Origin of the sequence: Roseobacter sp. HKCCD6576-2 (assembly GCF_013179285.1) — a bacterium.
GTDB lineage: Bacteria > Pseudomonadota > Alphaproteobacteria > Rhodobacterales > Rhodobacteraceae > Rhodophyticola > Rhodophyticola oceani.
On record NZ_WVNW01000003.1, the window covers coordinates 244,134 to 264,643 of the forward strand.

The following is a 20,510-nucleotide window of genomic DNA, read 5'->3' on the forward strand; positions in this document are numbered from 1 at the left end:
CAACGAAATCCGGCAAAGCCTCGCTGACATAGTGCTGCCCTGTTCTCGGCGGATTGAAACCATGAAAAGGCCCCGGCAAAGCGCCGGGGCTTTCTCATTCAAGCCCCAATGCACCGCCAGGATTTCCATCATGACCCAACAAAAGCTCGCCGCCATGACGGGCAGGAGCATGAGAATGAAACGTTTGATCCCCCTGTTGATCCTGGGCCTCGGCTTTGTCGTGTCGGCGTGTTCGGTGCCCGTGGATGTCAGCCGCGGCGCTCCGGTCGCTTTGGTGCCCGATGCCGAAATCGCGCAAAGTGCCGCTGCGTTTGCGCAGCCTGAGCTGCAAGCCGAACCGCGCGCTCAGGCCGCCGCCGCTACACAACCCGATCCGCAGCGCGTCTTGCGGCGGAGCCAAGTCAATGTGATCACCAACGACAATGGCGGTGATCTGGTGAGTTATGCGCAATCCGTCTCAAGGGCACGTATCGACAACACCCAGGTTGCGTTTAACGGCAGATGTGCGTCTGCATGTACGCTCTATTTGTCGTTAAGCCCCTCGCAGACATGTATCACCCGCGGCGCATCGTTTTGGTTTCATCGAGCTTATGGCGCGCGACCGGATTTCAACCAGTGGGGCACTGACTATATGATGACACGGTATCCTGCATGGGTTCGGCGCTGGATCGCCGCACATGGAGGATTGTCCAATCGTCTGATGCGTATGGACTATACCTATGCGGCACAACATATGAGGCCATGCCGAATGGCTTGAGCCGGACGTTTTGTCCGAGTCAAACGCCAAAGGGGCGCGTTTCACATGGAAACGCGCCCTTTAGCAATGAAAGACGCGGCGAACACATGTATGCCGACGTTCGAAGGCCGGTCGTGTCCAGCGGGAGCGACGTATTTAAATCAATACGGTTGCTCTGGAATCTCCGCCACAGGGCCGCCGCCTAGAAGATCTACGACAAACGAAACACAAGGGTCTTCTGGCCGTAGGGCAAGAAGTGCCTCAAGCTCCGCCTGCAAGACCGAGCGATCCTCGATCTGAGCGTAGTACTCGCACCGTTCCGCGACATCCCCGGCGTCTTGGGCGTACGCCCCATCGGGGATCCCGACCCGTGCCGTTATAGCGGCCAAAGCGGCAATAACTCCAATTTTACTGCGCATAATAGTCCTCCTTCCCTGCCGAAGAGCAGCACTTAAAAATACATGTGCCGCTCACAGAGAACTTCCCGCCTAGCCCCAGTGCCGAGCGGAAAGACGCTCAACAGGATTGCTAAAATTTCAACATAATTTCAACATATTTGCCCAACTTGCGCCGCATTTTATTGGAAACAGTCTGATTACACACAATATATTGTGTTTGGGGTATTTTGAGGTACTAGGAGTGGCGACCCTTCTTCTAAGCCAAGGGCTTGTGCGGCGTTTTGGGGTACTCGCTCATCGTCGCGCTTGATCAAGCTTTCCAGATGTCGAGATTTGCGCGTCGCTGAAACGGCTTGTTGCCCTCAACCGCCACGCGGGACGAGTCTACAAAGCTTGATGCAGATTATTCAGCGGGAGGCCGGTGCAACGGTCGAGGTTTGTGGGATCTATCTCCCTGGTCTCGGTGCAGACGAGTCGGTCCTCCTCGACGGGATCGGTGTCGCGGCCCCCGACGAAATGGCGACCCGGTTACTGGCCCCAAACACACGCCTCTTGGATTTCTAATGGGGTAGAGAAGCTTGCGTTGCGTCGACAAGAACAGCATGTCAGTGGGTGGGTTTGCCGAAGCAGTGGCGGTTCCGAGATACAGAGACGCCGCGCCCCATTCTGTTTGAGACTACGTGCGGGAGAAAGTGCTTATTGCCACCCCCCCCATCGCGATGGGGGGCCGCGAGGTAGATTAATCGCCATAAAGGCTGCGACTGGCTGTTCGCGGCTTCTGGAATGCCGGGGCGCCTCGATCCTGCAACTCGATCTGGGGCGCGTCGGTGGGCTTTTCGAGGCCAAGAAGATCGCGGCGATGGCGGAGACCAAATCCGCTCAGATCGCACCGCACCTTTATTCCGGCCCGGTGGTTGCGGCGGCTAATATTCACCTTTCGCTGAGCTGTCCGAACTTCCTGATCCTGGAATCCATCGGTCGCTTTGAAGGGCCCTATATGTCGGTGGTGACAGGTGGGTTCGAATGGCAGGATGGATTTGTCCTGCCGCCCAAAGCGCCGGGTCTGGGGGTGGAGTTGAACGACGCTGTCATCGCGGCCAATGCTGCGAAGACCTCCTCGACCCTCCATCAAGAGCTCAAGAAGAGGATTGACCAATAGTTTGGGCGGGAAGCCGACATTCGCGGCGCGCGCACCAATGAGCAGTTGGGTTCGTCAGCCGCCGTCGGCTGCGACACACACCGACTACCGCTGGACAGCCCTAAGCGGACGGAGTGTCCTATTCTGATCGTGTGGCCCGGACATTGTCCGCAGGGGTACGCCAACCGGCAAAGGCGGATCTGCTAGAAAAACATGGATCCATCGGTCGCTATGCGCTGGCCCGGTATTGGGACGGGGTCATCCCAAGTTCGCGTTTGAAAGCTGTGTAGAAAGATGAACGTGAGTTGAACCCAACGTCGTAGGCAATGGTCAGAATGGTCGCGTCGGTGTTGCGCAGCCTGTCTGTCGCATCACGAATGCGCCAGCGGTTCACATAGTCGAAAAACCGTTCCCCGATTTTCTCGTTCAGCGCTTGCGAGGCGTAATGCGTGGTCACGCCGATCCGGTTCGCCAAATCCCAAAGGGAGAGATCAGGTTCGAGATAGAGATGCTGGTCCGCCATCAGCGCTTCGATCTTTCCGGCGAGCCGATCAAGTCGGGTATCATCGAGCCCGGACTTGCCGTATTTCCGCATGGGCGGCGCCTCTGCATCACCTGCCGGAGCCGGTTCAGCTGGCACGACAATCCCCGGTTTTTGTCGAGTCCCCCAAAGGGCGATGCTCCACATCAGAACATAGCGGAGCAGGATCGCAGCCAGAAGGGACTCAAACACGTCGCCCACCGGAAATCTTAGGTCAAACACCGACGCCAGAATTGCGATGGAGTTGAAGGCCCAGAACACAATAACTGCCGCCGCCAGCCACCAGGCCCAGGCCAACTCGCGGCTCTCCGTGCTGGCGAAGAGGTCTTTCAAGCGGCTTCTGTATCGCCTGAGGCGCTGCAGGATCAGCACGGCGTAGATCGGCACCAAGGCGTAGAACAAGGCTGTCGCGCCATAGAGCCCGACCAAGGCGATGGTTTGCCAGATCACCAAATCGCCGACGCCGGGTTGCAGGCCCGCCTGCAAAGACGGCGGCAAAAGCAAGATGTAGAGATAGAGAGCGACGGCAAACACGATGGGAACCCCATGCAAGATCCAGCGTGGTCTGGCGCTCTCTTGGGTCGGGTCGTCGGTTAGACGATGCACGTAAAGCCACAGGAGAAGTGGCTGAACCATCGTCAGCGGGATCTCCGCGAGCTCAAACACCAGGGTCAGGAACTCCGGGTTATCTCCAGAGAGAAGATATGAGGCTGGCAAGGCCAGAAGTTCGATCGCGTTGGCCAGAAAGAAGAGGGCCAGGGGCAGTCGGATATGCAGGTGCCGATCAGACAGCAGAAGCAAGTTTGCGCAAAAGGCGGACATGACCAGCAGACCAATGGCGGCGGCCAGACGCAGCGTCTCTTGCTCAGAATTCAGAAGTGCGGGGTCCATGAAATGATGGTCATCCGTTTAATGGATAGGGTGCGCGCGCAGACTCTGCGCGCGCCAAAAAAAAGACTTTGGACCCTTCAGAAGATAAAACTGTCTTCGGTCAAGGGTTCACAACTGTTTCCGAAGATCGAAATCTCGGCATCACCAAAGCTGATCTGCGTATAGCCACCGTGTGTGTCGATCTCCAAGTCATTGAAGCTCAATCCGGTCTGCGAGAAGTCCAGCATGTCTTCGCCGGCATTAAAGCCGAAGATGCGATCCTGGCCAGCGTCGAGCTGAAACACAAACGTATCGGCACCGGCACCGCCCCACATGTAATCACGGCCGGCACCGCCATCGAGAACGTCATCTCCAGCGCCGCCGCGCAACATGTCGGTTCCATCGCCACCCGACAGCACGTCATCGCCGCTGCCACCGCGCAGATGATCACGGCCGGCGCCGCCGCTCAGATCGTCGTTGCCCTGGTTGCCATTCAGGATGTCGTTGCCCTCGCCGCCGTCCATCGTGTCATCGCCGCCGCGCCCGCGGAGGTGATCGCGCCCATCGCCCCCGTCAATCCGGTCGTCACCATGACCGCCGCGCAGATGGTCATTGCCGTCAAGCCCGATCAGTTGATTGTCACTTTGGGCGGCATCCGGCGCGTGCCGCAGAATGTCGACGTGATCGCCACCCTGATCGCCAATCCAGAGGATCGAGTCATCGGCGAAGCTGAACCGTCCGGTATCAAGATCGGCGATCCCACCGTCGAAGGTCAGGCTTGCACCATCCAATTCCAGAACCGTCTCCGGCGTGCCGGAGACATCCTCATCTTCGCTCAGTGTGATGTCGGCGGCTGTCCCCTCAATGGTGAAGCTCTCATCCGACGGATCGAAACTGGCCCAGGCATCATCATCGAACACAGCCGAAAACGCACTGATTAGGAGGTCGACCGGCTCAGCGCTCGAATGCGTTGCCGCGATCGAAAAGATCGTCCCGGACTCGACATGGATAAAAGTGGCGGTGTTGGTCCCGAGCGTGCCGCCCTGAAACCCGATGAATTGCTGCCCGAAGATCTGCCCAGAGGAGAGGCCGAGGCTTTCCCCGTCGATCCCGGCTGTGCCGTCCGGGGCGCGGAAGTCCAGCATCTCCTCCATCTGCTCAGCGGAAAGCAAGGTGCGGGAGACCAGCAGCGCGTCAAAGAAGCGGATCATATCACTCGTGGTCGACACCACCCCGCCCGCAGCACCGAAATCCAGCGGAATGTCGGTCACATCGATCACTTGACCGGGAATGAGTTCGGCATAGGAGTGCAACACATCCTTGGCGCCACCGTCCGACTTCAATGTACTGTCATCCATGCCGGCGGCAGAGAAGATGCGGTCGGACAGCACCTCGCCAAAGCTATCGCCGGTGACATTCTCGATCAGCTTCTGCAAAAGCAGATAGTTTGTGTTCGAGTACTCGTATCCTTCGCCCGGCGCAAATGATGCCGGCTGGCCTGAGGCAATGGCCAGCAACCCGTCGGGTCCAAGCGGCTGGTCCGGATTGAGCATCAGCTGTTCGATAAAGGCCGGTACACCCGTCTGGCCCGGCACTGTGTCGAAATCTGGGATACCGGATCGGTTTGCCAGCAACTCCCGCACGGTCACCTCTTCGATATTGGGAATGCCTTCCAGACCTGACAGATCCATCTGATCGGCCAGCGGGGCATCAAAGTCGATCGCGCCTTCGCCAACCAATTGCTGAATGATGACCGATGTCATCATCTTGGTCTGAGACCCGATCTCGAACTGATTATCCGCGCTGGCCGCTTGATCGCCATTAAGCTCAATCGTGCCAGTGGCATTGCGCACTGACAGCCCGTCGCGGGCCACCTCTATCAAGACGGCGGGGGCGGGGCTGTCGTCTGCGAAGTCCTCCAACGCGCGGCTAGGTGCCTCTTTCAGGGCGTTAGGGTCAAAATGGGACATGGTGTGAATCCTTGTAGAAGTCTTAACTGTGACGGACCGGTGGGGCCGTCGCAGACTCGTTGCCAGAATGTGCTGTCTGATGCGTCCGGATCGGTCGGCGCGGACAAAGAGCCATCCGTTGCCGTATCTCAGCCTTGCACCGCGTGTTTAGCGCAGGGCCCTCTGACAGCAGAATTGCTGACTATTCGGCTCGGTCTTCTCCATTTGCCGTCATCTCATCACTCAACCCAAAGCGAGCGCACCAATGACGACTTTGGAGGGCGTAACGGGAAATCAGAGGCTGCTGGCCGGAGCCGGCAATGATCGTCTCTGAAGAAGGCGCGTTTACGCGCCTCGGACGAGCGGGCGCCGGTGTCGGGGAATGTCAGCGCTCAAAGCGGCGAGTCGTTCACCGACATGGCTTGCGTCGTCCAGCAGCGCGGCTCGCAAAAGAAGCTCAGCCATCTTTGAGTCCATGTCCATCGTCAGTGCCATTTACGTCCTCCAAATTCCCAGACCCGAGATAAACAACACTTTGCGCCATTAGAAGGGGCGGCCTTTCGAAGTACGCTGCAGGCAAGCTGCACTGCAGTATACCATAGGCTTTGCAAGGTCCGGTTTGGGCTGTACAGCGGGCACCCGCTGCATGAGGTATGAATAACCACTCTGGGCCGAATGGAACGCAACCCGTTGGATGCGCCATAGATGAAATGATAGTCCGGGGCTATATTGACGAAGAACCCTAAGCTTGGTTGCTTCGCGATATGAATATGATTGCCGATTACCCTCCGCCACGGTCTTGGGATCAGTTTGAAGAACTGTGTGCTGATGTTTTTCAGTCTTCGTGGCAGGACCCAGCAATGGTCAGACACGGGCGCGCCGGCCAAAGGCAAAATGGCGTGGACATTGTTGGCCGAAACGGGGGGGGCTTATCCAATTGGATTGCAATGCAAGCGTCGATCTGTGTGGCCGGTTTCTCGTCTAACCACCAAGCAGATCGATAATGAGGTCCTGGCAGCCGAAAAATTCCGCCCCAAACTTAAGTCATTCTTCATTCTTACTACTGCACCGGACGATGCCGCACTTCAAAAGCATGTACGAAGTATTAACAAGAAGCGAAGGAAGAGGAAGGTTTTTGAAGTGGTCCTACTTGGCTGGGGCGAAATCTTGCGGCGCGCGTTAAAAGATCCCCAGGTTGCTGACAAGCACTTCGGCCCACGGGGAAGCAAGTCACGATCACCACTTCTGGGCTCTTGGTACACTACCCACGGCCAGCTTGAGAAAACGCGATTAGAGCTCTCGCTGGATTTCCAAGAACTATGGGAGGATTTTCAAGATTGGCCTAGCGGACACATCGTTATTCGTGATCGCGAGACGGATGATCTCAAGCAAAGGATCGCGGCGCTCGGCGATATTAATCAGGTTGAGGTAGAACGCGAAGAACGTCTAGCACTTCGTCGACAGCTACGTGGGATGCAGCAGCGGGAACGCGTTGCAGAAGAAGGTGTGGCACGTATGTGTACAATGCCAGAACTGGTCACCTACCTCTACAGTGTTAAGGGGCCAAAGCTCGCCGCGGATTGCGTAACTGGGTTCGTTAACGAGCAGATGGCTACGCTAGGGTCGAAGCCGTACAACGACGGCCCGATGCTGCGTATGCACCCACCTCACAACACAAGAGACGAGCGACTTTCTGCAGAGTTGGATGAAATTTCTCTCAGTTCCATCGAAGCGGCAAAGGCCAAACGCATTGAGCAATTTCGTAAGCCGCTAACCACCACAGTTGACGAGCTGCCAGATGCTGTTTTCGCGCAGGTAGCATTCCCTCGAATAATGCGTGGCATTCTCGAAGCAACTGGCGATGAGCAACTCATACCCGTGTCAGTGCTTAAGGAAGAAGGCTGGTTCCATATTGGCCAATGGCAAATCGAAATAGCCTGAATTTAGTTCGATGTGTCAGCCAGAACTGTCGATGAAATAGGTTTAAAAAGCTCAGCTTGGCTTTGCCGAGTCGACTTGGGACAAGTGGACGAAGTTTTTGGCGTGATCGCTTCGCTGACTGAATGAGTGTCGTGTCTTGGAAAAGAAGCGGACACCCATGTTCGATTGTCGCCTGGCGCGGCTGTCCGCGAGATGAGAGTTCGATCAGTTTTTGACTTCACGCTCGCAGCGAATGTCGGCAAAGCGGGCTGCAGTCGCAGCATCGCACAACCCCGTCCAAGGTCGGCTCTGGGCCGGCAATGCAATCTGTTGTTGATCTAAGATTTCAGGTTTAGATCAAGTTCAGAATATCATCCGGGGTATAGACCGTGCCATCTGCGAAGGCGATCTCCTCCATATCATAATGGGTGGAGGCGAAGTGATCGGTGATTGTGACGGTCTCGCCATTGCTCAAGGTGATCACCAGATCGCCGCCCGCATTCTGATCGAAGGCGACATCAGTGGCCGTCACATCCAGGAAGGTGAGCCGGTCGATTGTGCTGGGGCTGCTGCTCTCATCGGTGATCGTGTAGGAGCCGTCGCCGAGAACATGAGCGTAGTTATCGGCACCGGGTGTCCCTGTCTGGTCTTGACCGCCTGAGGTGCCGCCACCTGCGAAGAGGTCGGCATCGACCTTGTCTGCGATCCTTTGTAGGTCGAGCACTGTCCCATCTGAAAAGGTAACTTGTTCGATCTGGTAAGAGAAGCGCCCGGTATGATTGGCTAAGAAATGGTCGATCACCGTGATGGTTTCGCCATTTGCGAGGGTGATGATGAGATCCTTGTCGCTGTTTTTCGAGAACAGAACATCAGCCGCATCAACATCCGTGAACTCAAGGCGATCAATTTGGCTCGTCTGACTTGAGAAGTCAGTGATGGTGTAAGAGCCATCGCCTTGGCTGTGGGAATAGGTCTCTGCGACCTCAGTCCCCAGAACATCGCCGGACGCTTTTTGATCCGCGATGGATTTCAGGCGGATGTCCTGCGTGTTGAGCTCTGTGCCATCTGCGAAGACGATCTTCTCGATCTCATAGGCGTAGTTCAGGCCGCTCAATCCATTCCTGAAGTGATCTACGACAGTTATGATCTCTCCATTCGGCAATTCGATCCTGAGATCCATGTGAGCCGTTTTGGAGAATTTGGCGTCCTCGGCATTGACGTCCGTGAACGTCAGGCTGTCGTGGAAACTGTTTATGCCGAGGTCGGTAATGGTATAGGAGCCGTCGCCTTGCGTATGAATGTAGTTTTCAGAAAGCCGGGTCCCCGAAACCGCTCCCGTTACCTTCTGATCCGCAACGGATTTCTGCCTGATTTGATGGGTATCGAGCACGGTTCCATAGGCGAACTCGATCAACTCCATTTCGTATCCGGTTCCACCCGTCAGGCCGTATGCGAAATGTCCCGCAATCGTGACTGTTTCGTTATCAGGTAAGGTTATGACAAGGTCACGGCTACTATTTTGGCCGAAAGTGACTTGATCTAATGTCAGATCGGTGAAGACCAAGCGATCCGTTCGGCTATGGAAGCGTTCCGCATCCTCGATAACATCCGACCCATCTCCGGAAGTGTAGATATATAGATCCGCTTCGGCGCCGCCGCTCAGCGTATCATTCCCCTTGCCACCAACAATCAGGCCGTAATCGTTGGTCGATAAGATGTCATCGCCGCTGGTCCCAAATGCCAATTGATGGCCATCTGCCAACGCACGAACACCTTCACTCAGCATGTAGGCCTCTGCGGCACCGTTGATATCCGCTAGGTTCCGCAACTGATCCGAAAAAAGCGTGGCATCTGGCTCCATGTCATGGTGCATAATGTAAAAGAGCCGGGCCGCCTCTTCTGGGGCAACCTCACCCGACTGGATCGATCCGACGAGGCTGTCCAAGACGGGTTGAAGATCCCCCTCCAAGCCGCGGTTCGACGGCGAGTATCCAGCAACCAAACCGGTCAATTCCGAGAACAGATGCGCATTGAAAAGCGTATCAAACTCTGTTTGCGTCGTGGCGGCCATAAGCGCAGTAGATGTGGCGGATTGAGCGATGAATCGCCCAGCTAGCATCTCAACCAGGTCTTCGAACTGGGCCGTCAATTGCCGCGCTGCCAAATGATGCGGATCGGAATAGCCGCCCGGCCCATCCCACCATTTCTGAATGTACCCCTGGCCATAGGCTTTCTCGAGGAAGGTGAGATGGCGTGCGTCCATACCTGTCTGGGTGCCATGGATGTTCGTGTTTCGGCTGTCGGGATCGATATGATCCACATCGGCCCAGGCAAGCAGGTAATCCTCAAACGCGGTCATGAAGCCGCTGACATTCCCAACCGCCAAAAGGTCTAGCAAGGCTTCGGCATCGGCCCGCAGCGTGGCGTCTTGCGAGAGAACCACCCAAGTCGAGGCAATCTGCCCATAGCCGAACAGCACCGGCAGTTTGAAGGCATCTACATGATACTGGAAATCGTCGGGCAGGAGCGCCACCGATGCCCGCGTGTCATTCTCGAAATGCACATCTTCGATGGATGTGTTGGTTCCGTCGCCCCAGGTCACCGTGCTCACATCGGAGACCCAATGGCCCTGATTGGTGAAATCGGTACTGGTCGAATTGAGGCTGATCGAAACGATGCCAGCATCCGCCAGGCCCATCATCTCGCTGGCATTACTGAACCCATCGCCATCGAGATCTTGCCAGACAATCAAATCGGCATAGACTGCGTCATTTGCGTCGATCACCCCGTCCGCGTTCGCGTCATGGGCGGCGAGCGCGAGGAAGCCATTGGCGAACCCAGTCTGGTTGCCGAAGAGCTCGGAATTGTCATCGATGATCCCGTCTTCATCCACGTCGAGCGCCAGGAGAGCGTCATCAGAAGCCACCCACCCGGTCAGTTCAGCATAGCCGTCGATGTTGAGATCGAAGAACGCGGTGCTATCGGCCAGTGAGACCAGTTCAACGCCATCGCCATCCATGTCGATGACAAGAGGCGTGACGATCTTGGCGAGGAAAGCGGCAAACAACGGCAGGTCATCCGAGAAAACCCCAAACCCAGCATCCCACGGGCGTACGAAATCGTAATCACATGATGGCGGTTCCACGGCTGCACCCGAATCGAGTTGCTCGTAATACTCTGCTACACCCGCCGCACTATGCTCTGATACAGGTATGTCAATAAAGGTCGTATTCGCTCGATCCCCAAATGATTGAACCACGCCGTTCACGAAAGTGGGATCGCTTGCGTAGTGAGTAAAGGTTGGTACGGAAGTGTCGAGCGAGCCTAGCGGGGTAAGCACTTGCGTCGATTGCCCAAATTCATCCACTTCGAGAATCGTCTCTTCAATTGTCGGCCCTTGAAAATTGTGTGCGTATGCCACGACTTCAGGAGCGAGACGAGCAACTTCGAGAGCCGCATGACCACCATACGAATGACCGGTGACCACCACTGGCGCACCTCCATAGAAGTCAGAAACGTTTCGCGCCACTTGAGCTGCGAGAATTGCACCACTTGTGACTTGGCCTGTGTAGAGATTGCTGTAGTCAATGAGTTCCGAAATTAAACTATCGGTGCCTCGAATCGCAACATACAATTCCCCTGTTGCCTTATTCCGAATTGCATGGACAACATCGTTCCCAACCTCTTGAGAGTTTAACAATTGGTAGTTTGAGTTAAACTCCGGATCAGAAAGGAGGTAGGAGGCATCTCTATACGCGATGTTAGCAAGGAAAGCGGCTTCCGCCGGGTTCGAATCTCCAAAACATACACTCATTATAATTCTCTCTTGTTACTCTCTAAAATCTAATGGCGCATAGAGGTTCCGCTCCCGCACAACAAACCAATAGCCCACCGAAGATCGATTCTCAAGTTCACCCAACGCGCGATCAAAGGGATTGATTGCCGGCCTTGAAAGCGAATATCCTACCTTCGTGATCAAATTCTCCGAGCTCTGGCAGACCATCCATTCTTCTCGAACTCGAAACCCAAATACCAGTCTAGGATTTACCGAAGAGGAGCATGAGATAGCATACCGCTGCTCATCATCTGGAATAAGCTCCAAGGCACTCTCATCATAAGCGCAGTAAGATGATCCGCATATAGTAACGGGATATCTGTACAAACCAGCAGTAGATAGATCCATTCCGTCAATATGCCTAGGTTGCACAATGATGTAAAAAGCTTCACGTCCGACAGGTTCACTCTCTGAAAGAAGCTCTGGAAGAGTAGTGCCGAACGATAGGCCTTGTCGCTCTATCCACATATCAACATGAATAAAATCTGCCACCTCGACATCATTCGAGCTAATTTGGTGGTGCTCAACAATGGTTTCCCAGCTCAGTGATCTGGACCAAAGCGAGCTGGCCACAGAGGTCACGGCCATTTGGAGGCCTTTCTGCGCGAATACTATCATCAGCACGATAAATGCCAACAACAACAACATGCGGAATACTCTCTTCAACCTTCCATCCAATCATAGCTATCATACATCACGGAGCCTATCTGATGTCAGCGTAAATAAAGATGTCTGTACTTTTGAGTTTCTTGCAGCCCAACAGGTTCCGTAGATTGGGCCTGTGTTATTTCAGCTTGCCGTGTCATCGTTTCCATATCCACAGTTTAGATTTTGAATCTCTTGAGCATACTCGGCCGCGATCCGATGCAGCAGCGTGTAATTCCGCAACATCAGCACGGCATCTTCGCGTGTGCGTGCCCGGACAGTGACCACTATGTATCTGGACAGTGCTGGCTGACCATCTGGACTAAGGGGCATATGATCACAGGCCGAGACTCTGTAGAAGGTGATGCAGCTGTCGACGGAGTTGGGGAACTCGACTGTCGGGTTCCCGTTGCACCGAAAGACACGGTAGGCTCCGAAGGAAAGCGATGCAAAGTCTCGGCGAATATCGGGGTGGTGGATATCCGCAAACCAAATCAGCTGCGTTTCGCCAATACCAATCGGTGTTTCATCCTCCAAGAAATGCGTGACGTCCCACACTCTCGGCAAAACTTGCCGCAATACGATAGCTTCAGCCCGACTGCTTCCATCGCGCCAGTTAGCGGCTCCTCCCAAAGCCACAAGCATCGAGCCGGATGTCAGCCTGCTGAGACCTGTGCGCAGAACGTAGATATCGATCGACGTTCCTGTAACGTGGCAAAGATCGACGACGTCGCCCTCGAAGTGCCGCGTATAGATTTCCTCCGGCGAGGCTTCGGTACAAATGATGCTAGATTTATCGATCCCGGCATCCTGGGCAGAAGCTTGCAGGACAAAAAAGGGCGCAGAAATGAATATGAAGATACAAACTCTAATTAACACTCATTGCTCCACTTCCAAATGAAGTCAACATAGATAGATCATACCGTCAACCCGCAACGTTACGGTGCAATGACGGGTATCTGTTTGCAATTCATACTGCAGGGCACACCCCTATCTATTCATTTGGTTTCAGGACCTATTAACTTCGGATGTGTGCCATGTTTCACGGTTCGAAAGACGAGCGGTGACATGAACGACCTTTACTGGTTGAACCACGCGCAGATGGCATGTTTGGAGCCTTACGCCAACGTCTCAAGCATTGCCTGGCATGCGACTGCTCCAGTCACTGAGAGGGGCATGCCAGGGGTAGGCAACAGGCGTGCCCTAAGCGGATGCCTTCATCAATCGCAGTGGCTCACGGTGGGCGGGGTGCTCCTAAAGAATACCGCCCCCAAAAGTCGCTCTACAGCCGTAGGAAGTACCCCTCTCACACATTCTGCAGATGTGTTGCTCGGCGATGGGAGGATAAAGGCATCTTCGCCCCGCCTACGCGTCAGAGGACAATCCTTCGGTGTCGCGCCGCGCACGATGGGTGGAGACGGCCACCTAAGTTGGAGCCCAGTAGTTGAATGGACGGGCGGTGGATTTGCGTCCACCTCTGCAGACCTCGCTTTGTGGGGACATGCGCTGTTCTCAGGCGCTGCGATGGACGCAGACTATCTGATTGCTTTGCTGGACGGGGTATCCGTCCACCCAGACGCGCCGGGTGTGCTCTACGGCACCGGCGTCGCGATTAATAAGGAAACCCAGCACGGACAAGTCTACGGTCACGGAGGCTGGATTCCGGGCTACGTCTCAAGCCTTCGACACTATGCGGACCACAACATCACGATTGCTTTCCAAATCAATTCGGACGTGGGTGTTGTCGACGATAGCACCGACCTAGTTCCAGCGTTGGAAGCCGCACTTGCTCAGTTGCTCATTGAAGCTGTGGAACACTGAAGTAACGAGTCGGATGCTGATGTCCGCTTTCGGCAAGCTGTATGCCAGCGCGGCAAATCCTGTTGAATGTCCGCTTCGGGCCGGTCCTGATTAGAGTCAATGTCGGCTTTTGGCGGTTCCAAGCCATTGGTGCGAGGTGCAGCATCCGGAACTACGGGGCTCGTTGCTGCCATTCGCTTCCCGCTCCGCTGCGTCTCTCAGAAAGCCTCCGGCCACACTCGCCTCGAGTGAATGACACTCACGATGCGGACATCGTCCCTATCCACTTCATAGGCGATGATGTAAGGGGTTCTGGTCACCACCAGTTCCCGTGTGCCCTCGACCCGTCCTGGCCGGCCAGCATCAGGTGCGACCTCCAGCACGTCTTTTGCGATGCGGGCCAACCGCTGGATGATGCGCGCCGCTGCTTGCGGATCTCGCGGCTCCAAGAAAGAGTGGATGTCTTCCAGGTCGCGCGCTGCCTGGTTGGTCCACATGAGAGCCATAGGCTAGGCTTGCGGCAGGGGCTTAGGAGCGTCCGTACCAAGCGAGTCTGCCCATTCCAAGATCGTCTCGTTAGACAGGGTGCGCCCGGCGGCGGCATCCTCCAGACCCTCGCGGATGCGGGCTTCGATGAGCTCCTCTTTGGCCAGGAACTCTTCAATCGCCTGATTGGCAAGCGCGGATTTCTTCTGTTGACGTGCGGTCGCCAATCGGTTGAGCCGTTCAGCTGTCTCTGGATTGGTGTGGACGGAGAGAACGGAACGCTCTGCCATGGTGGTGTCCTGTGTTGTATTCATAGACCTACATCATACTACAGTAACGGAAGTTCAGCAACTTGGCCGGATTGAAAGACTACCGTCATTCACCCGTCATCATCATGGTGTCTTCGGTTGTGCAAACGGCAATCGGGCACGGCTAGCATTCAGGACGGGGATTTTGATACCCTGTTCGGTACGAAGGAATAGAGAACCGTTATAACCGCCACCAGAGCAGTATGGTTTGAAACCGGTGGGATAGTACGCATCACGCAACTGAGGGCACCTACCAGCACGGATGACGACTTCGTAAACTGGGGCTGGCTTTATCAGTTTAAGCACAAAATATCATGTCTACCGAGTTCGCACTCGACCTGAGGCTGGCCCGTCGCAAGTCCGGCCTCTCCCTGCGGGACACCGCCCATTTACTCAACGTTCACAAAAGCACGCTGTCCGCGTTGGAAACGGGCAAACGCCTGCCATCTGTGGAGCAGGTTTGTCTGCTGGCGCTCATCTATGGCCGGTCATTCCAGAGCCTCTTCAATGAGGTCACGGAAGATGCCAAAGCAAAGCTGCAGGAGCGATTGCCGGGCCTGCCTGAGCCCGGCCCCCGCTGGCTGGGCAAGCTGCAACGCGAGAAGACCCTTACTCATCTGAGCGCCCGATTGAGCGATAATGACGCGAGCCATGGAGGGGCTTAGGGTGCTGTCTGTGGCCGTGGCCAGCGGCAAGGTTGGCTATGCGCTGTTTGTCGGTCAGCGGCTTACGGATTGGGGCACATCCCGCATTGCGGGACTGAGCCCAACTGTAGCCGTCCGAACCATGCAGAAGTGGCTGGCCCGCTTTGAACCGGATGTGGTTCTCACCGAAGACATCCCAGCCATCAGCCGCAAGGGACAGCGCAGCCGGGCCATCACCGCTGCGCTGTCCCGGGTAGTCCGAGACAAGCCTGACTTGCTCGATGTCACGATGGAACGGGCGCAGGCTTTCCCCAACAAGTATGATGAAGCGGAGGCACTCGCCGTAGAGTTCCCGGCACTGGAGCCGTATTTGCCCAAGCGACGGCGGTTGTGGGACACGGAATCGCCGCGCACCATTCTGTTTGAGGCGGTGGCCCTAGCCAAACTGCTTTTTGTTGACCCGACTCCCGTCATGGCACGGGCGATGGGGTAGCGCACCAACCACATAGAAAGGCCGCGAGGGACCAATCGCGGCTTTTTTGACTAGGCGACGAAACGGAGCGGTGTGTGGGAACAAATGTGGGATTAAACCGCGCCATCGTCGGATTTCTGTCTCTATTTCAGTATGTTATAGAGATTGCCTGGCAGCCCGTAGGGAAGTGGCGCGAATCAGAAAAATCAATAGCTTAGGCGGGCTAACCTTGTCGGAAGTGCACTTAACAACGTTAAATGATAGTTGCACTTGGCTAACCCAAATGATGCGTTGAGAGAGACTAATGGAGATCGATGAGGCGATTGGTCTGGCTGTGCGGGCACTAAAGGAAAGTCGTTCTGCCCGATACGGTTATGACTATTACGGTAGAGCCGTGGCCGAATACGCCGCAGAGCAAGAAACTAGACATGGCCAAGAACAGGCAAACCTCACAGCGGAGTACACACCGCTATTTGAAGAAGCCGGTTGGGTACTTTGTTTAAGAGGAGTCCTAAGGCCCGGCGTGCGGTCAATGCATGCGCAAGCGGCGGAACCAGGGGGTTATTCCATGACATCGGCGGCAGGGGCGCGGCTTCAGGCTATCGATGATGCCAACGTACTGGTCTATCAGTCCGGCTCACTGCTCGACACATTCAGCGGCTTCGCCGAGCGATTTGGAGAAGCATTCGTGCAACGGGCAGCGGAAGCCGTTCGTTGTCGGGACGCAGGAGTGTGGCTTGCTTCGTGTGTGATGAGCGGAGCCGCTGCTGAGGCGGTATTGCTGGCTATAGCGATAGCGAAGACAGGTGACGAAGAAGCAGTACTTTCGATGTATCGACGAGCCAATGGACGCCGTGACGTTCTGAATACCATCGCGGGTCAAGCCCCACAGCATCGCAAGGATGCTCTTCAAGCATTCACTGGAATAATAGCTGTCTGGCGCGATGAAGCTGCGCACGGAGCCGCGACCGAGATCACCACAGCGAATGCAGATGAGGCGCTAAGGCAGTTACTACACATGTGCCAATGGACCATGCGCGAGTGGGACGCTTTGGTTGGTTAGCGCTCTGATGCGGAAAGATTTTTTCATATGAATGCAGTGCGAAAATGCGCGGCGTTGGGTTGCGATCTCGTAACGGATTGCACCCCCCCAAAACCTTGCAAAAATGGAGAGAAAAAAGAACCCAGCAATCAAAGACTTATGCCGGGAGAGGCGTTTGCATCATCTGTCGCTTTGGCTAACCATATAAAATGGCTAACCCAACAAGGCGATACCGCCCGTAACCCAATGATTTAAAACGGGAAATAAGCATGGCAGCCCGTAGGGGAATCGAACCCCTCTTTCCAGGTTGAAAACCTGGCGTCCTAACCGATAGACGAACGGGCCACGCTTGGCGTGGGCGGGTTCTAGGCAAACGGGCGAGGGCGCGCAAGGGGATTCTTTACCTGTTTGCCCGCAAATTTTCTCAGGCCCAGGCGGCGTCTTCCAGGCGGAGTTGGACGCGCTGCCGTCCTTGCCAGTGATTGATCTCGACGCGGCCGGCCAGATGCGCCTGCCGGCCGCCATGCGCTTCGAGCGCCGGGCCCAGGCCGGACTGCTGTGCGTTGAAACAGATTGCATCGATCGTCACCGGGCCGCCATCGGTGAAACTGAGCTTCAGATGGCCGTCGCCGACCGGTTTGGTATAGGCTATCCGCACCGCCGGAAACACGAAGCGCGGGGCAGGGGCGCCCGCGCCGAAGGGCCCGGCGGCCTCAAGCTGCTCAATCAGTTCGGGTGTGGCACCCGCGGGCATCAAGAGACCGTCTAGGCGCAGGTCGGCGGGACCGGCCTCGCCTGCGCCCTGTTTGCCAAGCAATTCGGCCAGGCGGGCCATGGCCGGTTCCAACATGTCCCGGGTCACACTGAGGCCCGCCGCCATACGGTGCCCGCCGCCTTTGACGAGCAAACCTTCGGCAGCCAGGCGTTGGATCGAGGCGCCGAGATCGACGCCGGAGATCGACCGGCCCGAGCCTTTGCCGTTTTCCCCATCGAAACCAATCACCACGGCAGGGCGGTTGGTGGCTTCTTTCAACCGGCTTGCGACAATGCCCACCACGCCGGGGTGCCAGCCATCGGCGGCGGCCCAGACCAATGGGCCATCAAGCCCCCTGGTTTCGGCTTGGGCCAGCGCGGCATCGCGCACCTGCGCCTCGATATCGCGGCGGTCTGTATTCAGGTCATCAAGCCGTTTGGCGAGTGTCTGCGCTTCGGACGGGTCGCGTGTCGCCAAGAGCTTGGCGCCGAGATCGGCCTGCCCAATCCGACCACCCGCATTGACTCGGGGGCCAAGGACAAACCCCAGATGGTACGAGGTGGGCGCACGGTCGAGCCGCGCCACATCCGACAGCGCCACAAGGCCAGGCCGAGCGCGCCGACCCATCACAGTCAAACCTTGCCGGACAAACGCCCGGTTCACCCCGGTCAGTTGCGCCACATCGGCCACTGTGGCCAAGGCCACCAAATCGAGCATCGCCATAAGATCGGGGCCGGTGATGCCTTTGGCGCGCTGCCGCCGGTTCAACTCAACCAGCAAGAGAAACACCACGGCCGCGGCGCAGAGATGGCCCAGATCGCCGCTTTCATCCTGTCGATTGGGGTTCACCACGGCGACACAATCGGGCAGGTCGGCCCCGGCCAAATGGTGGTCCAGCACGATCACATCGGCACCGCGCGCCGCCGCAATTGGTCCGTGGCTGAGCGTGCCGCAATCCACGCAGATGATCAGGGTGTGGGTCTTGGCCAAATCGGCCATCGCCGCGTCATTCGGGCCATAGCCCTCGTCGATCCGGTCGGGGATGTAGAGCGTTGCGTCATGCCCCGATTGCCGCAGCCAATCCAGCAGCAGCGCGGCGCTTGACCCGCCATCCACATCGTAATCGGCGAAAATCGCGATCTTCTCGCGGGCGGTCAGCGCGGCCAACACCCGCTCAGCGGTGGGCGCCATGTCGCGCAAGCCCATCGGGTCGGGGAGCAGGTCACGGAGCGCGGGGGCGAGGAAGCTTTCTGCGGCCTCAGGTGTCACGCCGCGCCGCGCCAGAACCTGCGCCACGGCGGGCGGCTGTCCGGCTTGTTGGCGCAGCGCCTCGGCAAGGCGCTCTTTCTCAATCGTGGGGCCAACCCATCGGCGCCCGGTGAGCGAGGTTTCGACATCAAGAAACGCCGTCACGGGACCTCCGCGAGCAGGGCATCGACCGAAATGGCCTCGGCGAATTCTCCGTGCAAATGCGAGACGGCGCTTTGATGAATCTGCTCTGGGCTTAACGGAGATACACCCTCGGCCCAGCCCGTATCGGCATTGGCTGCGAAACTGGCGCAGGCGTCATGGGCGAGGCGCACCCGAAACCCCAGATTGGCGGCCATCCGCGTGGTGGTTGAGACGCAATGCGGGGTGGTCAGTCCGCAGATCACCAGATCGGAAACCCCTGCGTCGCGCAGATGGGTCTCCAACGCCGTGCCGATAAAGGCGCTGTTGACTGACTTCTCAAAAACCGGTTCGTTCGGCCAGGGCGCGACCTCGGGCTTGAATGCCGTGCCGCCGGTTTCCGGGCCAAGCGGGCTACCAGGCTCAACACTGATATGCCTGACATGGATCACCGGCGCGCCAAGCGCCCGCCAATGATTGAGCAAAGCGCCAGCCTTTGTTTCGGCATACGGGTTGTTGCGGGCACCCCAGAAGGGGCTGTCAAACCCGGTCTGAATGTCGATCAACAGCAGGGCGGGGTGCATGACGCTTATCTTGTCGGGTTGCGATAGCTCATCCGCCGGACCGAGCCGGTTTTGGAGCGCATCAGCAAGGTCTCAGCGGTCAGATAGCCCACCTCGCGTTTGATCCCCGGCACAATCGAACCATCGGTGACGCCGGTCGCGGCAAAAATCACATCCTGAGTGACCATATCGTCACGGGTATAGACCCGGTCGAGATTGGTGATCCCCGCCTTTTGCGCACGCCCCCGCTCGTCATCGTTGCGGAACAGCAGCTTGCCATACATCTGCCCGCCCATGCATTTCAGGGCTGCGGCGGCCAAGACGCCCTCGGGTGCGCCGCCTTCGCCCATATACATGTCGATGCCGGTGATGTCGGCCTCGGCGCAGTGGATCACGCCGGCCACATCCCCATCGGTGATCAGCCGGATCGCGCAGCCGGTGGCGCGCAGCTGATCAATCATTGTCTCATGGCGTGGGCGTTCCAGCACGCAGACGGTGATATTGCCGGTGGAGCAGCCTTTGGCGGCGGCAAGCGCGCTGACCCGTTCGGAGGGGGTCATATCCATCGTCACAACGCCTTCGCGATAGCCGGGGCCGATGGCGAGCTTGTCCATATAGACATCCGGCGCGTGCAGCATCGAGCCGCGCGGACCCATCGCGATCACTGTCAGCGCGTTGGGCATGTCTTTGGCCGTCAAGGTTGTGCCTTCGAGCGGGTCGAGCGCGATATCGACGGCGGGGCCTTGGCCATTGCCGACCTCTTCGCCGATATAGAGCATCGGCGCTTCGTCGCGCTCGCCCTCGCCAATGACCACAACCCCTTGAATATCCAGCTTATTCAACTGATCCCGCATGGCGTTCACGGCGGCTTGGTCGGCGGCTTTCTCATCGCCATGGCCGATCAAACGGGCCGAGGCCATCGCGGCCGCCTCGGAAACGCGGGCCAGGCCCAGGGACAACATGCGGTCATTGAAATCGATAGGCGTGGTCATAAACGGGCCTTTCAGGGCAACGGAAATC

Annotated in this window: 19 protein-coding genes and 1 tRNA gene; 8 read left to right on the plus strand and 12 right to left on the minus strand. The window is 57.0% G+C overall.

The annotated features are described in order from the left end of the window. Positions 1-175 precede the first annotated feature (175 nt). Positions 176-757, plus strand: a complete 582-nt coding sequence (locus GTF44_RS13765; protein ID WP_171561713.1) for a hypothetical protein — start codon at positions 176-178, stop codon at positions 755-757. Positions 758-897: 140 nt separating this feature from the next. On the opposite strand, the gene GTF44_RS13770 is transcribed toward GTF44_RS13765, so the two are convergent. After that, positions 898-1,155: a hypothetical protein gene (locus tag GTF44_RS13770; RefSeq protein ID WP_145216644.1), complete on the minus strand. Its 258-nt coding sequence runs from the start codon at positions 1,153-1,155 to the stop codon at positions 898-900. Positions 1,156-1,530: 375 nt separating this feature from the next. On the opposite strand from GTF44_RS13770, the gene GTF44_RS22125 reads away from it, so the two are divergent. Together GTF44_RS22125 and GTF44_RS13775 are read left to right on the plus strand one after the other, a co-directional pair. After that, positions 1,531-1,698 carry a hypothetical protein gene (locus tag GTF44_RS22125; protein ID WP_253261304.1) on the plus strand — a complete coding sequence of 56 codons (168 nt, stop codon included), beginning with the start codon at positions 1,531-1,533 and terminating at the stop codon, positions 1,696-1,698. Beyond that, positions 1,631-2,293 carry an enolase C-terminal domain-like protein gene (locus tag GTF44_RS13775; protein WP_367383408.1) on the plus strand — a complete coding sequence of 221 codons (663 nt, stop codon included), beginning with the start codon at positions 1,631-1,633 and terminating at the stop codon, positions 2,291-2,293. Before GTF44_RS22125 ends, GTF44_RS13775 begins: the two co-directional genes overlap by 68 nt. A 208-nt stretch (positions 2,294-2,501) precedes the next feature. On the opposite strand, the gene GTF44_RS13780 is transcribed toward GTF44_RS13775, so the two are convergent. Both GTF44_RS13780 and GTF44_RS13785 read right to left on the minus strand, forming a co-directional pair. Further along, complete coding sequence (locus GTF44_RS13780) at positions 2,502-3,704, minus strand: helix-turn-helix transcriptional regulator (RefSeq protein ID WP_171561710.1); 1,203 nt, start codon at positions 3,702-3,704, stop codon at positions 2,502-2,504. A gap of 77 nt (positions 3,705-3,781) precedes the next feature. Next, positions 3,782-5,653, minus strand: a complete 1,872-nt coding sequence (locus GTF44_RS13785; protein ID WP_171561707.1) for a serine hydrolase — start codon at positions 5,651-5,653, stop codon at positions 3,782-3,784. Between the two features lie 753 nt (positions 5,654-6,406). Here GTF44_RS13785 and GTF44_RS13790 point away from each other — a divergent pair. Continuing rightward, the gene (locus GTF44_RS13790) at positions 6,407-7,573 is read left to right on the plus strand and encodes a hypothetical protein (RefSeq protein WP_171561704.1); all 1,167 of its coding nucleotides are present in this window, start codon (positions 6,407-6,409) and stop codon (positions 7,571-7,573) included. A 331-nt stretch (positions 7,574-7,904) separates the two neighbouring features. Here the strand turns inward: GTF44_RS13790 and GTF44_RS22545 are convergent, their stop codons facing one another. The 3 genes from GTF44_RS22545 to GTF44_RS13805 form a co-directional block, all read right to left on the minus strand. After that, positions 7,905-10,697 (minus strand): calcium-binding protein, encoded by a 2,793-nt coding sequence (locus tag GTF44_RS22545; RefSeq protein WP_171567902.1) that lies wholly within the window; start codon positions 10,695-10,697, stop codon positions 7,905-7,907. 684 nt (positions 10,698-11,381) lie between these two features. After that, on the minus strand, positions 11,382-12,035 hold the full coding sequence (locus tag GTF44_RS13800; protein WP_171562180.1) for a hypothetical protein: 654 nt from the start codon (positions 12,033-12,035) through the stop codon (positions 11,382-11,384). Between the two features lie 141 nt (positions 12,036-12,176). Next, positions 12,177-12,911 (minus strand): hypothetical protein, encoded by a 735-nt coding sequence (locus tag GTF44_RS13805; RefSeq protein WP_171562177.1) that lies wholly within the window; start codon positions 12,909-12,911, stop codon positions 12,177-12,179. 528 nt (positions 12,912-13,439) lie between these two features. Here GTF44_RS13805 and GTF44_RS22135 point away from each other — a divergent pair. After that, positions 13,440-13,853 carry a serine hydrolase gene (locus GTF44_RS22135; RefSeq protein WP_253261335.1) on the plus strand — a complete coding sequence of 138 codons (414 nt, stop codon included), beginning with the start codon at positions 13,440-13,442 and terminating at the stop codon, positions 13,851-13,853. Positions 13,854-14,050: 197 nt separating this feature from the next. Here the strand turns inward: GTF44_RS22135 and GTF44_RS13815 are convergent, their stop codons facing one another. After that, the gene (locus GTF44_RS13815; RefSeq protein WP_171562173.1) at positions 14,051-14,329 is read right to left on the minus strand and encodes a type II toxin-antitoxin system RelE/ParE family toxin; all 279 of its coding nucleotides are present in this window, start codon (positions 14,327-14,329) and stop codon (positions 14,051-14,053) included. Positions 14,330-14,341: 12 nt separating this feature from the next. Then, positions 14,342-14,608 carry a CopG family ribbon-helix-helix protein gene (locus tag GTF44_RS13820; RefSeq protein ID WP_171562171.1) on the minus strand — a complete coding sequence of 89 codons (267 nt, stop codon included), beginning with the start codon at positions 14,606-14,608 and terminating at the stop codon, positions 14,342-14,344. Between the two features lie 332 nt (positions 14,609-14,940). Between GTF44_RS13820 and GTF44_RS13825 the strand changes: the two genes are divergently transcribed. The 3 genes from GTF44_RS13825 (at position 14,941) to GTF44_RS13835 (ending at position 16,805) form a co-directional block, all read left to right on the plus strand. Further along, the gene (locus GTF44_RS13825; RefSeq protein WP_171562169.1) at positions 14,941-15,291 is read left to right on the plus strand and encodes a helix-turn-helix transcriptional regulator; all 351 of its coding nucleotides are present in this window, start codon (positions 14,941-14,943) and stop codon (positions 15,289-15,291) included. Then, the gene (locus tag GTF44_RS13830) at positions 15,266-15,763 is read left to right on the plus strand and encodes a hypothetical protein (protein ID WP_171562167.1); all 498 of its coding nucleotides are present in this window, start codon (positions 15,266-15,268) and stop codon (positions 15,761-15,763) included. Before GTF44_RS13825 ends, GTF44_RS13830 begins: the two co-directional genes overlap by 26 nt. A 283-nt stretch (positions 15,764-16,046) precedes the next feature. Then, positions 16,047-16,805, plus strand: coding sequence for a hypothetical protein (locus GTF44_RS13835; RefSeq protein ID WP_171562165.1), 759 nt, complete (start codon positions 16,047-16,049; stop codon positions 16,803-16,805). A gap of 249 nt (positions 16,806-17,054) precedes the next feature. Here GTF44_RS13835 and GTF44_RS13840 read toward each other — a convergent pair. The 4 genes from GTF44_RS13840 to glpX all read right to left on the minus strand — a co-directional run bounded on the left by GTF44_RS13840 (position 17,055) and on the right by glpX (position 20,482). Continuing rightward, a tRNA-Glu gene (locus tag GTF44_RS13840) sits at positions 17,055-17,129 on the minus strand. A gap of 79 nt (positions 17,130-17,208) precedes the next feature. Then, positions 17,209-18,951, minus strand: coding sequence for a single-stranded-DNA-specific exonuclease RecJ (gene recJ, locus GTF44_RS13845; protein ID WP_171562163.1), 1,743 nt, complete (start codon positions 18,949-18,951; stop codon positions 17,209-17,211). After that, on the minus strand, positions 18,948-19,511 hold the full coding sequence (locus tag GTF44_RS13850) for a cysteine hydrolase family protein (protein ID WP_171562161.1): 564 nt from the start codon (positions 19,509-19,511) through the stop codon (positions 18,948-18,950). The genes recJ and GTF44_RS13850 overlap by 4 nt, the downstream gene beginning before the upstream one ends. 5 nt (positions 19,512-19,516) lie before the next feature. Continuing rightward, positions 19,517-20,482 carry a class II fructose-bisphosphatase gene (glpX, locus tag GTF44_RS13855; protein ID WP_171562159.1) on the minus strand — a complete coding sequence of 322 codons (966 nt, stop codon included), beginning with the start codon at positions 20,480-20,482 and terminating at the stop codon, positions 19,517-19,519. Positions 20,483-20,510: the final 28 nt, after the last annotated feature.

Bases quoted from the DNA above. Each gene is read 5' to 3' on its own strand.
- GTF44_RS13765 (WP_171561713.1), top strand. From the start codon at position 176: ATGAAACGTTTGATCCCCCTGTTGATCCTGGGCCTCGGCTTTGTCGTG.
- GTF44_RS13770 (WP_145216644.1), bottom strand. From the start codon at position 1,155: ATGCGCAGTAAAATTGGAGTTATTGCCGCTTTGGCCGCTATAACGGCA.
- GTF44_RS22125 (WP_253261304.1), top strand. From the start codon at position 1,531: ATGCAGATTATTCAGCGGGAGGCCGGTGCAACGGTCGAGGTTTGTGGG.
- GTF44_RS13780 (WP_171561710.1), bottom strand. From the start codon at position 3,704: ATGGACCCCGCACTTCTGAATTCTGAGCAAGAGACGCTGCGTCTGGCC.
- GTF44_RS13785 (WP_171561707.1), bottom strand. From the start codon at position 5,653: ATGTCCCATTTTGACCCTAACGCCCTGAAAGAGGCACCTAGCCGCGCG.
- GTF44_RS13800 (WP_171562180.1), bottom strand. From the start codon at position 12,035: ATGTTGTTGTTGTTGGCATTTATCGTGCTGATGATAGTATTCGCGCAG.
- GTF44_RS22135 (WP_253261335.1), top strand. From the start codon at position 13,440: ATGGGTGGAGACGGCCACCTAAGTTGGAGCCCAGTAGTTGAATGGACG.
- GTF44_RS13815 (WP_171562173.1), bottom strand. From the start codon at position 14,329: ATGTGGACCAACCAGGCAGCGCGCGACCTGGAAGACATCCACTCTTTC.
- GTF44_RS13820 (WP_171562171.1), bottom strand. From the start codon at position 14,608: ATGGCAGAGCGTTCCGTTCTCTCCGTCCACACCAATCCAGAGACAGCT.
- GTF44_RS13825 (WP_171562169.1), top strand. From the start codon at position 14,941: ATGTCTACCGAGTTCGCACTCGACCTGAGGCTGGCCCGTCGCAAGTCC.
- GTF44_RS13830 (WP_171562167.1), top strand. From the start codon at position 15,266: ATGACGCGAGCCATGGAGGGGCTTAGGGTGCTGTCTGTGGCCGTGGCC.
- GTF44_RS13835 (WP_171562165.1), top strand. From the start codon at position 16,047: ATGGAGATCGATGAGGCGATTGGTCTGGCTGTGCGGGCACTAAAGGAA.
- GTF44_RS13850 (WP_171562161.1), bottom strand. From the start codon at position 19,511: ATGCACCCCGCCCTGCTGTTGATCGACATTCAGACCGGGTTTGACAGC.
- glpX (WP_171562159.1), bottom strand. From the start codon at position 20,482: ATGACCACGCCTATCGATTTCAATGACCGCATGTTGTCCCTGGGCCTG.